General features: G+C 60.4%; 10 protein-coding genes. 6 read left to right on the top strand and 4 right to left on the bottom strand.

The genetic code is table 11. The annotated features are described in order from the left end of the window. Positions 1 to 181: 181 nt before the first annotated feature. A complete protein-coding gene (locus UIA24_RS06820) occupies positions 182 to 3,052 on the top strand; it encodes an EAL domain-containing protein (RefSeq protein ID WP_330522483.1) in 2,871 nt (956 codons plus the stop codon). A gap of 172 nt (positions 3,053 to 3,224) precedes the next feature. On the opposite strand, the gene zwf is transcribed toward UIA24_RS06820, so the two are convergent. Then, on the bottom strand, positions 3,225 to 4,667 hold the full coding sequence (zwf, locus tag UIA24_RS06815; protein ID WP_065758162.1) for a glucose-6-phosphate dehydrogenase: 1,443 nt from the start codon (positions 4,665 to 4,667) through the stop codon (positions 3,225 to 3,227). 104 nt (positions 4,668 to 4,771) lie between these two features. On the opposite strand from zwf, the gene hexR reads away from it, so the two are divergent. After that, complete coding sequence (gene hexR / locus UIA24_RS06810; RefSeq protein WP_065758094.1) at positions 4,772 to 5,638, top strand: transcriptional regulator HexR; 867 nt, start codon at positions 4,772 to 4,774, stop codon at positions 5,636 to 5,638. Between the two features lie 119 nt (positions 5,639 to 5,757). Next, positions 5,758 to 5,976 (top strand): PA3496 family putative envelope integrity protein, encoded by a 219-nt coding sequence (locus tag UIA24_RS06805; protein WP_065758095.1) that lies wholly within the window; start codon positions 5,758 to 5,760, stop codon positions 5,974 to 5,976. On the opposite strand, the gene UIA24_RS06800 is transcribed toward UIA24_RS06805, so the two are convergent. Beyond that, the gene (locus UIA24_RS06800) at positions 5,918 to 6,865 is read right to left on the bottom strand and encodes a LysR family transcriptional regulator (protein ID WP_176717392.1); all 948 of its coding nucleotides are present in this window, start codon (positions 6,863 to 6,865) and stop codon (positions 5,918 to 5,920) included. The two genes, UIA24_RS06805 and UIA24_RS06800, sit on opposite strands and share 59 nt — an antisense overlap. A gap of 203 nt (positions 6,866 to 7,068) precedes the next feature. Between UIA24_RS06800 and UIA24_RS06795 the strand changes: the two genes are divergently transcribed. After that, positions 7,069 to 8,484 (top strand): acetyl-CoA carboxylase biotin carboxylase subunit, encoded by a 1,416-nt coding sequence (locus UIA24_RS06795; protein WP_065758097.1) that lies wholly within the window; start codon positions 7,069 to 7,071, stop codon positions 8,482 to 8,484. Positions 8,485 to 8,497: 13 nt separating this feature from the next. Next, entirely contained in the window at positions 8,498 to 10,306 is a 1,809-nt protein-coding gene (oadA, locus tag UIA24_RS06790; RefSeq protein ID WP_099776405.1) for a sodium-extruding oxaloacetate decarboxylase subunit alpha, read from the top strand. A gap of 79 nt (positions 10,307 to 10,385) precedes the next feature. Here the strand turns inward: oadA and UIA24_RS06785 are convergent, their stop codons facing one another. Continuing rightward, positions 10,386 to 11,207 (bottom strand): amino acid ABC transporter permease, encoded by an 822-nt coding sequence (locus UIA24_RS06785; protein ID WP_330522482.1) that lies wholly within the window; start codon positions 11,205 to 11,207, stop codon positions 10,386 to 10,388. Then, positions 11,204 to 12,025, bottom strand: a complete 822-nt coding sequence (locus UIA24_RS06780) for an ABC transporter substrate-binding protein (RefSeq protein ID WP_065758100.1) — start codon at positions 12,023 to 12,025, stop codon at positions 11,204 to 11,206. The genes UIA24_RS06785 and UIA24_RS06780 overlap by 4 nt, the downstream gene beginning before the upstream one ends. Before the next feature lie 110 nt (positions 12,026 to 12,135). Here UIA24_RS06780 and UIA24_RS06775 point away from each other — a divergent pair, with 110 nt between their 5' ends. After that, positions 12,136 to 13,035 carry a homocysteine S-methyltransferase family protein gene (locus UIA24_RS06775; RefSeq protein WP_099776403.1) on the top strand — a complete coding sequence of 300 codons (900 nt, stop codon included), beginning with the start codon at positions 12,136 to 12,138 and terminating at the stop codon, positions 13,033 to 13,035. Positions 13,036 to 13,037: the final 2 nt, after the last annotated feature.

Genomic DNA, 13,037 nt, shown 5'->3' with positions numbered 1-13,037 from the left:
CGGGGTGACGATCCGCTGGTCATGGCGTGCAGGCCTTGGCCCGCGTGCTTGAGCGGTCGCCATGGTTATGGCGCGTGCATCAGGTTGGTGAATATTTATAACGCAGAGCAGTTTGGTAGTGGTCGATGCTTGTGTATGCTCCGTGCCACGTTTAAGGCTCACCATTACAAGAATACTGCCTATGACCTTCGGTTCAGGCTCTGCGAGCGTCCCTCAGGAAGCACGTCGGAGCATTCGAAAGCAATTTGCCACGCAACTGGCCGTCGAGCGCACCCGCTTGTTGTATCAGGGGTCACTGCTGCCAACGTTGTTCATGCTGCTCAATGGCCTGGTATGCGCCTGGTTGCTGTGGAGCCCGCCACGCTATTTTCAGATCAGTATCTGGATGGTCTGGCTGATGGCCCTGGTTGCCTTGCGAGTGATCCAGGTCGCGGCATTCGACGCGGCCATGCCAGAACGTCAGGCGCAACCGACCTGGTGGCGAATGTTCCTCCTGGGTTCGGCTTTCAGTGGCCTGACCCTGGCCAGTGCAGCGATCGCCCTGGTGCCTACGGATAATTTCGTACAGCAAGCCTGGGTCTTTGGCCTGCTTGGCGCGGCGACACTTTCGGCCAGCATTGCCTACGCTGTCAGCTTGCCCGCCTTCCTCAGCTTCACCTTGCCATGTTTGTTGCCGCCGATCCTCTACCTGTTCTGGAGTGGTGCCGACGAGCACCTGGGTTGGGGCTGGTTGGGCCTCATCCTGCTGGGGGCCTTGTTAGTGGTTGCCTGGCAGGTCAATCGCCTGATTGAGAACGGGTTGCTGCGCCGCTTTCAGAATCAGGCGCTGATTGAACACCTGCAGGCTGCACAGCATCGCAGTGAGCAGCTCAACCAGGCCTTGGCCAGTGAAGTCGAGCGGCGACGGCTGATCGAAGACCAGTTGCGTCAGGCCCAGGTCGGCCTGGAGTCGCGGGTGGCGCAGCGCAGCCAGCAACTGGACGCCGCCAATCAGGCGTTGAGCAAGAGCGAGCAACGCCTGGCGTTGGCGCTGGACGCTAGTGAGCTGGGTTTATGGGACTGGAACCTGCAGAGCGATGAGGTTCACCACACCCAGCTTCGCGAGTTGTTTGGCCTTGATCCAGAGCAGGTCAAGGCGATGCTGGCTCACCTCAAGCCGCGCTTGCACCCCGAGGACCTGCCGTCGCTCAAGCGCACGCTGGTCGAGCATTTGAAGGGGCGCACCGAGGATTACCGTATCGAGTACCGGGTTCGTCACAGCCAGGGCCACTGGTGCTGGGTCGAGGACCGTGGCCGGGCCGTCGAGCGCGATGCCGACGGGCGTGTTGTGCGTATGCTGGGGACGCGGCGCGACATCAGCGCAAGCAAGGCTCAGGAAGAGCAGCAACGCTTGGCGGCCACAGTGTTCGAGGCTGCCAGCGAAGGTATTGCCATTCTCGACCCGGATTACGTGCTGCTGGCCGTCAATCAGGCATTTTGTCGGATCACCGGCTACGACCGAGAAGAGTTGCTGGCGCGCAACGTGCTGGAGTTGCCCTGCAGCCGCGACGCGCGGCGGCACCTGTCGGCGATTGACCAGGCCCTGGAGCAGCAGGGCGGGTGGCAGGGTGAGCTGGTTGAGGCGCGCAAGAGTGGCGAACTCTATCCCCAGTGGCTGCAACTCAATGGTGTGCGGGATGCACAGGGCAACATCAGCAGTATTGTTGGCTTCTTCAGTGATCTCTCTGCGCGGCGCGAGTCGGAAGAGCGTTTGCGCTACCTTGCGCATTACGACGAACTCACGGGCCTGGCCAACCGTGCGCTGTTCCGATTGCGTTTGCATGAAGCCGGGCAGCGCTTACCTTTGAGTGGCCGTAGCCTGGCCTTGCTGCATATCGACCTCGATCGCTTCAAGCTGTTGAACGAGAGCCTTGGGCATGAGATCGCAGATCAACTGCTGACCCAGATGGCCCGGCGTATCAGCAATGCGTTGCCTGAGGCCGATACCGTTGCGCGGCTTTCCGGGGACGAGTTTGCCGTGCTGTTTGATGGGTACACCAACCTGTCGAGCCTGGTGCGGGTTACGACACGCCTGCTCGACAAGCTGCGTGCACCGTTGCGGGTTGCGGGTCATGAGTTGGTGATCAGTGCATCGGTCGGTATCAGCCTGCTCTCCGACACCACTCGGGAGGTCAGTATGCTGGTCAGCCAAGCGAACATGGCGATGCAGCACGCCAAGCACCTGGGGGGCGACAACTTCCAGTTCTACACCGAAAGCCTGCAGGCCAGCACGTTGGAGCGTCTGCAACTGGAGAATCAGTTGCGCAGGGCGATCGAAGAACGCCAGCTGGAGGTCTACTACCAACCAAAACTGTGCCTGGCCACAGGGCGTCTGACAGCAGCCGAAGCCTTGGTGCGCTGGCATCATCCGCAATGGGGCATGGTACCGCCGAGCGAGTTTATCGGGTTGGCCGAGGAAACCGGGCTGATCGCGCCGATGGGTGAGTTCGTCTTGCGTCAGGCGTGTTGGCAAGCCTGCGAATGGCAGCGTCAGGGCTTGGCACCGATACGTGTCTCGGTAAACCTTTCGGTTCATCAGTTACGTCAGGGCAAGTTGGTCAGCCTGGTGCGTCAAGTGCTTGATGAGAGCGGGCTGGAACCTCATCTGCTGGAGCTGGAACTGACCGAAAGCCAGTTGCTTGACAGTGTCGAGCACATCATTGCGACGTTCCGTCAGTTGCATGAGTTGGGGGTGAAGCTGGCCATCGACGATTTTGGAACGGGTTACTCGTCCCTGAGTTACCTCAAGCGATTCCCGGTGGACTACGTCAAAATCGATCAAACCTTTGTTCGCGGCCTGACCGAAGGCAGTCAGGATGCAGCGATCACCCGAGCAATCATCGTCATGGCCCATAGCCTGGCGCTCAAGGTGGTGGCCGAGGGTGTTGAAACGCAGGAGCAGTTGGCTTTTCTACGTGAGCAGGGCTGCGATGAGGTACAGGGGTATCTGATCAGCCGGCCGGTGGCGGCGGCCAATCTGATGAGTTTGCTGTCGATGCCGCCTGTGTGGTGATGCAGTCGCGTGGCTGAATACCCTGCAAACAAAAAACCTGCCTGGCATTGCGGGTACCAGGCAGGCAAGGGGAGAAGCGTTCGCGCTCAGCCAAGCGCTGGTGTTCAGTATCGGATCAAACGAATCACTATCGGTATTACATAGTAGTCGCTCATTGGCGCGTGTCATGTGCTCAGTTGTGCCATTCCCGGCCTTGATGGGCCAGCAGGCTGTGTGCCTGGTCGGGGCCGTTGGTGCCAGCGTGGTAGGGCCTGGGGGCCTGGAAATATTCCTGCCAGCCGTTAAGGATCGGGTCAATCCAGGCCCAGGCGGCCTCGACTTCGTCACGGCGCATGAACAAGGTTGAATCGCCCTCCAGCACATCCAGCAGCAGCCGTTCATAGGCTTCCCAGCGACGCGTCTGGCCGAACACCTGGGCCAGGTTCAGGTTCAGTTCCACAGGCTCCAGGCGCATGCCTTTGCCTGGGCTTTTGGTCATCATCTGCAGGCTGATGCGTTCGTCCGGCTGTAGCTGAATCAGCAACTGATTGGTTTGTGCGCCCTCGAACAGTTGGTGCGGTACCGGTTTGAACTGAATGACAATCTGCGATGACTTCTTCGCCATCCGTTTACCGGTACGCAGGTAGAACGGTACACCGGCCCAGCGCCAGTTGTTGATATAGGCTTCAACGGCGACGAAGGTCTCGGTATCGCTGTCGTTGTCGACATCTTTCTCGAAGTAATACGCCGGTACTTCCTGCCCGCCGATCTTGCCCGCGCTGTACTGGCCGCGCACGGTCCGATCCTGGACATCCTGGCCGGTGATCGGCTTGAGGGCCCTGAGGATCTTTACCTTCTCATCGCGCACGGCTTCGGCGTTGAATTGAGCCGGTGGCTCCATGGCTACCAGGCAAAGCAGTTGCAGCAGATGGTTCTGCAGCATGTCGCGTGTCGCGCCAGCGCGGTCGTAGTAGGCCCCGCGGTTTTCGACGCCCAGGGTTTCGCACACACTGATCTGCACATGGTCGATCTGATTACTGCGCCATACCGGTTCCAGCAGGGCATTGGCAAAACGCAGGGCCATGAGGTTCTGTACGGTCTCCTTGCCCAGGTAATGGTCGATCCGGAACACCTGCGACTCGTCGAGCACGGCGCCAATGGCACTGTTGATTGCCGTTGCCGATTCCAGCGAGTGGCCGATAGGCTTTTCCAGTACGACCCGCGCGTCGCTGTCAGCCAGCCCGGCAATCTGCATATGGCTGATGATCGGCACGAACAGATCGGGGGCCGTGGCCAGGTAGTAGATCCGCGTCAGCCCGCCTGGTTCGCCGAGGAAGCGTGCCAGACGGCCGAAGTCGGCGCTCTGCGAGGCGTCCATGGGAAAGTAGTCGAGACGCGCGGAGAAGCGCTTCCAGACCTCTTCATCGAAGTCATGGCGGGCAATCTGGGCCCGGCAGCGGCGCTCGGCGAGCAGCCGATAGTCGCTGCGCGGCAGATTTTTTCGAGCCAGCGCAACGATACGCACTTCAGGGTGCAGGCGTGCTTCGCGATACAGGTGGTAGAGCGCCGGAAGCAGCTTGTGCAGGGCCAGGTCACCGGTGCCGCCGAATACCATGATGTCGCAAGGGATAGTCAATACCACCACTCTCCTAGATCGTTTAGCTGGGCGGGTCGCCGGTCATGTAGTATAACTACAAGAAAGCTACAACCCGGTCAGTCGATCATAACCGAGTCCTGCCCTTGAATCTGTTGCAACACATCGCCCAGTCGCGCCATCTGCTACGCAAGTCGGAGCTCAAGGTTGCCGACCACGTGCTGCTCGACCCAGCAGCCGTCATGCATAGCTCCATGGCCGACCTTGCCCACAGCGTCGGCATCAGCGAGCCGACCATCGTGCGCTTTTGCCGCGCCATTGGTTGCTCCGGGTTCCAGGACCTCAAGCTCAAGCTTGCCCAGAGCCTGGCGGCCGGGGCCAGTTTTGGCCAGTTTGCGATCCATGAGGACGATTCGGTTGCCGACTACAGCCTGAAGATCTTCGACACCACCCTGCACACCCTGATGGAAGTGCGTGAGCACCTCGATGCCCAAGCGCTGCAGCGTGCCGTGACCGCCATGGCCCAGGCCCAGCGCGTCGAGTTCTACGGGTTTGGCGCCTCCGGCGCAGTGGCTGCCGATGCGCAGCACAAGTTCTTCCGTCTGCTGCTCAGCGCTGCTGCCTATTCCGACCCGCACATGCAGGCGATGTCGGCGGTCACCCTGAAACCGGGTGATGTGGCCATCTGCATTTCCCAGTCCGGGCGCTCCAAGGACCTGCTGATCACCGCCAACCTGGTGCGCGAGAGTGGGGCAACCCTGATTACCCTGTGCCCGAGCCAGACCCCGTTGGCTGAGCTGTCGAGTGTCAACCTGGCCATCGACGTTCATGAAGACACCGAGATCTATACCCCGTTGACCTCGCGGATCGCCCACCTGGTGGTGATCGACGTGCTGGCAATGGGCGTTGCCATGGCCCGTGGCCCGAGCCTGGTCAACCACCTCAAGAGCGTCAAACGCAGCTTGCGCAGCCTGCGTCTGTCACCCAAGTCGATCAAGGCCCTGGACGACTGACCGCCGCCGACTGTCCCCGTACGGTCGGCAAGGTTCATGGTTTTGTCATCGCCGCGCCGCCAAATCGTCACCGCCATTGCGCACCCTGAAACTCCCGTACTTGACCAGGGAGATTCGCAATGGCTCGTGAATTTGATCGTCCGTACCCGTCCAACGCCAAGGCCCGCAAGCAGCAGGAAAAGGATCAGCGCCGCATGGAGTATCGCCGTGCGATTGAAAGCTATTCCGAGCAGCGCCGCCTGTTGCAGGAAATTGCTGACTACCCCGAATTACAGGCCGTCAACCTCTGGCAGGTATCGGCGGCAGAGTCCCCGAGAAACGCTCAACAAGTGCGCTGATTTGCGCGCGTTCGCTGCGGATGTATGCAAGAAAGGCCAGGGCTACCGGCGACTGCCGCTTGGCCTTGGCCTGTACCACGCACCAGCTTCGGTACAGCGGTAGCTCTTCCACGGGCAGTTCGCGCAACACGCCGGTGGCCAGTTCCAGGTTCAACGCATGACGCGTCAGCAGTGCGATCCCGAGCCCGGCAATGACGCACTCGCGTTGAGCGTCGGCAGACGCCACCTCCAGTGTCTGGGAGAAGTGTACGCGTTTGTCTTTGAAGTACTCTTCGCAGGCTTTGCGCGTGCCTGAGCCTTGCTCGCGGACCAACAGCGTGTGGGGCTCCAGGTCCTGCAGGCGCAGGCGTTCAAGCTTGCAGAGCGGGTGGTCAGGTGGCGCCACGGCAACGATCGGGTTGTTCAGGAAGGGCATGAATTCCAGGCCCATGTCCTGCGGCACCATGGACATGATGATCAGGTCATCCCGGTTGTCCGAAAGGCGCCGAATCGCCTGGGCGCGGTTGACCACGGTAAGGGTCAGGTTGACCTCGGGATGAAGCTTCTTGAAGGCGGCAAACAGGTGCGGCACGAAGTACTTGGCGCTGGACTCCACCGCCAGTTTCAGTTGTCCCTGCAGAGAGCCTTGCATGTCCGAGAGCTGCATGTCGAAGCTCTCCAGGCGGCCGAAGATGTCTCGGCTGGCGCGCTGCAAAGCCTCAGCGGCTTCGGTGAGGTAGAGCTTCTTGCCCACGTACTCAAACAGCGGCTGGCCGACCAGTTCTTCGAGCTGGCGGATCTGTAGACTAACGGCGGGTTGCGTCAGCGACATCTCCTCGGCGGCTCGGCTGTAGGAGCGCAGATCGCAGACTTCGTTGAAGACTTTCAACTGCCGTAATGTCATACGCATCAATGACTTACGCATCTCTCATCCGGCTCCGGACAAACCTTGTTACGGCACTATAAGCTTTTGCTAATGCAAGGCCTAATAAATATTGATTTTTGTTTATTAAGCGACGGCGCTAGGGTACTTATGCGACTGGCCAGCAACGTATGGTCACGCGCCGACCGGTCTCGCCGGTTCGTCTGTTCCAATGGCTTGGGAATATTCCAGTGATAAAAAAAATCCTGATCGCCAACCGGGGTGAGATCGCAGTACGGATTGTCCGTGCTTGCGCCGAAATGGGCATTCGCTCGGTGGCGATCTATTCCGATGCCGACCGTCATGCACTGCACGTCAAGCGTGCAGACGAGGCTCACAGTATTGGTGCCGAACCCCTGGCCGGTTACCTGAACCCGCGCAAGCTGGTGAACCTGGCGGTAGAGACCGGCTGCGATGCCCTGCATCCTGGCTATGGTTTCCTGTCGGAGAACGCCGAACTTGCAGACATCTGCGCTGAACGTGGGATCAAGTTCATTGGTCCTGCGGCAGAGGTCATTCGCCGGATGGGCGACAAGACCGAAGCGCGGCGCAGCATGATCAAGGCCGGCGTACCCGTGACCCCGGGCACCGAAGGCAACGTCGCGGACATACACGAGGCGCTGCGCGAAGGTGATCGCATTGGCTACCCGGTCATGCTCAAGGCTACGTCGGGTGGCGGTGGTCGTGGTATTCGCCGCTGCAACAGCCGTGAAGAATTGGAACAGGCGTTCCCACGGGTGATTTCCGAAGCGACCAAGGCCTTTGGTTCGGCGGAAGTCTTCCTCGAAAAATGCATCGTCAACCCGAAACACATTGAGGCGCAAATCCTCGGTGACAGCTTCGGTAATGTGGTGCACCTGTTCGAGCGCGATTGCTCGATTCAGCGCCGCAACCAGAAGCTGATCGAAATCGCCCCCAGCCCTCAGCTGACCCCGGAACAGCGCGCCTACATCGGCGATCTGTCGGTACGTGCGGCCAAGGCGGTCGGTTATGAAAACGCCGGTACCGTGGAGTTCCTGCTCGCCGATGGCGAGGTGTACTTCATGGAGATGAACACCCGGGTGCAGGTGGAACACACCATCACCGAGGAAATCACCGGCATCGACATCGTACGTGAGCAGATTCGTATTGCGTCGGGCCTGCCGCTCTCGATCAAGCAGGAAGACATCCAGCACCGCGGCTTTGCCCTGCAGTTCCGGATTAACGCCGAAGACCCGAAGAACAACTTCCTGCCCAGCTTTGGCAAGATCACCCGTTACTACGCACCCGGTGGTCCTGGCGTGCGTACCGACACGGCGATCTACACCGGCTACACCATCCCGCCGTTCTACGATTCGATGTGCTTGAAACTGGTGGTTTGGGCCCTGACCTGGGAAGAAGCCATGGACCGCGGCCTGCGGGCGCTGGATGACATGCGCGTGCAAGGGGTAAAGACCACCGCCGCTTATTACCAGGAAATCCTGCGCAATCCGGAATTCCGCAGTGGCCAGTTCAATACCAGCTTCGTGGAAAGCCATCCGGAACTGACCAACTACTCGATCAAGCGCAAACCCGAAGAGCTGGCCCTGGCCATCGCTGCTGCCATTGCCGCCCACGCAGGCCTGTGAGGAATACGAAAAAATGTCCAAGAAAATTCATGTAACCGACACGATCCTGCGTGACGCCCACCAGTCCCTGCTGGCAACCCGCATGCGCACCGAAGACATGCTGCCCATCTGCGACAAGCTCGACAAAGTCGGCTACTGGTCGCTGGAAGTCTGGGGTGGCGCGACGTTTGACGCCTGCGTACGTTTCCTCAAGGAAGACCCGTGGGAGCGTCTGCGCAAGTTGCGTGCGGCACTGCCGAACACCCGCCTGCAAATGCTTCTGCGCGGGCAGAACCTGCTCGGCTACCGGCACTACAGCGATGACGTGGTCAAGGCGTTCGTGGCCAAGGCAGCTGTCAACGGCATCGACGTCTTCCGCATCTTTGATGCCATGAACGACGTGCGCAACCTGCGCGTTGCCATTGAGGCGGTCAAGGCCTCCGGCAAGCATGCCCAGGGCACCATTGCCTACACCACCAGCCCGGTACACACCATCGACGCGTTCGTGGCACAGGCCAAGCAGATGGAAGCCATGGGCTGCGACTCGATCGCGATCAAGGACATGGCCGGCCTGCTGACCCCGTATGCCACCGGTGAACTGGTCAAGGCATTGAAGGCCGAGCAGTCGCTGCCGGTGTTCATCCACTCCCACGACACCGCTGGCCTGGCCGCGATGTGCCAACTCAAGGCCATCGAAAACGGTGCCGACCATATCGACACCGCGATCTCCAGCTTCGCCTGGGGCACCAGCCACCCGGGTACCGAGTCGATGGTTGCCGCGCTCAAGGGCAGCGAATTCGACACCGGCCTGGACCTGGAGCTTCTGCAGGAAATCGGTCTGTACTTCTACGCCGTGCGCAAGAAGTATCACCAGTTTGAAAGCGAGTTCACCGCCGTTGACACCCGTGTGCAGGTCAACCAGGTACCAGGCGGGATGATTTCCAACCTGGCCAACCAGCTCAAGGAGCAGGGCGCGCTGCATCGCATGAACGAAGTGCTGGCCGAAATTCCGCGGGTGCGTGAAGACCTCGGCTTCCCACCGCTGGTTACGCCGACCTCGCAGATCGTCGGTACTCAAGCGTTCTTCAACGTCCTCGCGGGCGAGCGCTACAAGACCATCACCAACGAAGTGAAGCTGTACCTGCAAGGTGGTTATGGCAAGGCGCCGGGCGTGGTCAACGACCAACTGCGTCGTCAGGCGATTGGCAGCGAAGAAGTAATCGACGTGCGTCCGGCTGACCTGCTCAAGCCTGAGATGGCCAAGCTGCGTTCGGACATCGGCAACCTGGCCAAGTCTGAAGAAGATGTACTGACTTTCGCCATGTTCCCGGATATTGGCCGCAAGTTCCTCGAAGAGCGCGATGCCGGCACCCTGACCCCTGAAGTGCTGCTGCCGATTCCTGAAGCCGGTGCCGTGGGCTCGGCTGGTGGTGAAGGCGTCCCGACCGAGTTCGTCATTGATGTTCACGGTGAGACCTACCGCGTCGATATCACCGGTGTTGGCGTCAAGTCCGAAGGCAAGCGTCACTTCTATCTGTCTATCGACGGCATGCCGGAAGAAGTGGTGTTCGAGCCACTCAACGAGTTCGTCGGCGGTGGCGGCAGCAAGCGCAAGCAGGCCAGCGAGCCAGGGCATGTCAGCACCACCATGCCGGGCAACATCGTCGATGTGCTGGTCAAGGAAGGCGACACGGTGAAAGCCGGCCAGGCCGTGCTGATCACCGAAGCGATGAAGATGGAGACCGAAGTGCAGTCGGCCATCGCCGGTAAAGTTGTCGCTATCCACGTGGCCAAGGGCGACCGGGTCAACCCGGGCGAGATCCTGATCGAGATCGAGGGCTGAAACAGCCCTCGGTAGTAAACGGTTAACCTCTGGGGGGCATATGCCCCCCTTTTTTTATGCGCGATTTGGCGATGCGGCGTCAGTGCCGATAGCCTTTGCCGTAGTGCCGTTCCAGGCGCACCTGGAGCAACTCCAGGGCAAACGACAGCAGCCAGTAGATGGCGGCTGCAGTGGTCAGCATTTCCAGGTAGCGGTAGCTGGAGCGGCCATAGGACTGCGCCAGAAACATCACTTCCCAGACCCCCATCACCGAAATCAGCGACGAATCCTTGAGCATGGAAATGAACTGGTTGGCGCTTGGCGGAATGATCGTACGCATGGCCTGGGGCAGGGTGATGTGCCAGAAAATTGCCCGTGGGCGCATCCCCAGGGCCATGGCCGCCTGCCGCTGGCCGGGCGCCACGCCAATGATACCGGCTCGGAAGATTTCACTCAGGTAGGCACCGTAGTTCAACGACAAGGCAATGATCCCGGCGCTGATCGCACCAGGTACAACGCCAATTTGCGGCAGGCCCAGGTAGATCAAGAGGATCTGGATCAGCAGCGGCGTGCCGCGAAAGAACGAGGTGTAGAAGCTGGCGATGCCCAAGGCGACAGCGCTGTTCGACAGGCGCGCCAGCGCCGCAGCGAAACCCAGTATCACCGAGCTGAGCATCGAGCACAGGCAAAGGAACAGGGTCAGTGCTGCGCCTTGCAGGAAACCATTCGGTGCCAGGTGCAGCCCGAGCAGGTTAGGCAGCTTGTCGATGATGATCGAAAACTTCAGGTCGAAGCTCAGGAAGAACCCGACGAACATCACGAACAACGCTGCCCACGTCAGGTAAAGGCGCGTGCGAAAACCGAACAGGCGCTGGCCCAGCGTGCGCGTAGCCTGGCTGGGCGGTGGCTGATAGGCACTCATTTACTGATATCGGCGCCGATCCACTTCTGCGACAGGCGGCTCAGGGTGCCGTCCTGTTTCAGCTCGGCGAACACTTGCTGAACCTTGGCATTCCAGGCCGCATCACCTTTCTCGATGGCCACCGAGTTAGGTTCTTCATACAGCGCCTGGCCGGCCAGTTTGAAGCGCGCATCCTGATTCAGGCGCGGCTGGGCGGTGACCAGGTTGGTGAGGATCGCATCGAGGCGCACGCCGGCACCCAGGCCCAGATCCTGAAAGGCCACGTTGTCGGTGTCATAGGGGGCGATCTGGACGTTCTCGAATGGGTAGTCCAGGGCCTTGTCTTCCGCGCCTTCAATGACGAGGTTCTTGTTCAGGTAGCTTTCGTAGCTGGAGGCGCTGGTAAGGCCGACTTTCAGGCCGCTGAGGTCTTTAGCGCCGTGAATACGGTCATCCTTGGCGTTGACCACGATGACGGCAGGCGAAGCGTAGTACTCCACCGGGAAGTCGAAGACCTGGGCGCGAGCCTTGCTCGGCGTCATCGAGCAGATGCAGATATCGTATCGACCGCTCCAGCGACCGGCGGCGATCACGTCCCAGGATGGGGTTTCCAGGCGCAGTTTGACACCGAGTTTTTCGGCTACGGCCTTCGCCACATCGACATCGAAGCCGTCCAGCTGGTTCTGCTCGTTGAGGAAAGAGAATGGCGGGTAGCTTTCCATCAGCACGCCGACCAGTTCCTTGCGTTCTTCCACGCGTTGCAGCGTTGCCCCCGCCAGGGCTTGGGTGGTCACACTCAGTGCCAGCAGGCTGGCGCCCAACAAGGTGGAAAAACGCATGGAAAATCACCTGAAAAAAGAGTTGTTAAATTGAATGTCCGGCGTATTAAATAGTTATAAGAAAAACTCTACTAGTAAGTTTTATTTATATTCATAGAAGTGGACGTTATATGGGTGAAAGTGCGGTGGTGATTCTCGATGGTGGCATGGGCCGTGAGCTGCAGCGCCGTGGCGCGCCCTTTCGGCAACCGGAATGGTCGGCGCTGGCCTTGAGTGAGGCCCCGGAGGCTGTGGTGGCCGTGCACGCGGCCTACATCGAAAGCGGGGCGCGGGTCATTACCAGCAACAGCTATGCCGTGGTGCCATTCCACATCGGCGAGGCCCGCTTTGCCGCTGAAGGGCGGGCCTTGGCCTCGACCGCCGGGCAACTGGCCCGCGCTGCTGCGGACGCCAGTGGCCAGCCGGTACGGGTTGCCGGTTCATTGCCACCCCTGTTCGGCTCGTACCGTCCCGACCTGTTCGATGCCGCTCGGGTCAGCGAAGTCCTGACGCCGTTGGTTGAAGGTCTGGCTGAGCATGTCGACCTGTGGTTGGCCGAGACCCAGAGCTCCATCGTCGAAGCGCGGGCCATTCGTGCCGGCCTGCCCAACGATGGCAAGCCGTTCTGGCTGTCCTTCACCCTGCAGGACGACGATGTCGATGACCTGCCGCGTCTGCGCTCTGGCGAGCCCGTCAGTGAGGCTGCCGAAGTGGCCGCACAGCTGGGTGTGCAGACCTTGCTGTTCAACTGCAGCCAGCCGGAAGTCATCGGCGCGGCTATCGATGCCGCACGCGAAACCTTCGAGCGGTTGGGTGTACAGATTGCCATCGGCGCCTACGCCAATGCGTTCCCGCCGCAACCCAAGGACGCTACCGCCAACGATGGGCTGGACGAGCTACGCGAAGACCTTGATCCGCCGGGCTACCTGCACTGGGCCGAAAATTGGCGTCAGCGCGGTGCAAGCCACCTGGGTGGTTGCTGTGGCATTGGCCCGGAGCACATAGCTGTCCTGGCGCAACGCCTGCGCTGATC

Origin of the sequence: Pseudomonas sp. AL 58 (assembly GCF_036348395.1) — a bacterium.
Classification (GTDB): Bacteria; Pseudomonadota; Gammaproteobacteria; order Pseudomonadales; family Pseudomonadaceae; genus Aquipseudomonas; species Aquipseudomonas defluvii.
The sequence above is the reverse complement of the archived record's forward strand: the minus strand, read 5'-3'. Positions and strand labels throughout refer to the sequence as shown.

Excerpts from the sequence above, each read along its gene's own strand:
- UIA24_RS06785 (WP_330522482.1), bottom strand. The coding sequence starts at position 11,207 with ATGAGTGCCTATCAGCCACCGCCCAGCCAGGCTACGCGCACGCTGGGC.
- UIA24_RS06775 (WP_099776403.1), top strand. The coding sequence starts at position 12,136 with ATGGGTGAAAGTGCGGTGGTGATTCTCGATGGTGGCATGGGCCGTGAG.
- UIA24_RS06780 (WP_065758100.1), bottom strand. The coding sequence starts at position 12,025 with ATGCGTTTTTCCACCTTGTTGGGCGCCAGCCTGCTGGCACTGAGTGTG.
- UIA24_RS06805 (WP_065758095.1), top strand. The coding sequence starts at position 5,758 with ATGGCTCGTGAATTTGATCGTCCGTACCCGTCCAACGCCAAGGCCCGC.
- UIA24_RS06820 (WP_330522483.1), top strand. The coding sequence starts at position 182 with ATGACCTTCGGTTCAGGCTCTGCGAGCGTCCCTCAGGAAGCACGTCGG.
- oadA (WP_099776405.1), top strand. The coding sequence starts at position 8,498 with ATGTCCAAGAAAATTCATGTAACCGACACGATCCTGCGTGACGCCCAC.
- UIA24_RS06800 (WP_176717392.1), bottom strand. The coding sequence starts at position 6,865 with ATGCGTATGACATTACGGCAGTTGAAAGTCTTCAACGAAGTCTGCGAT.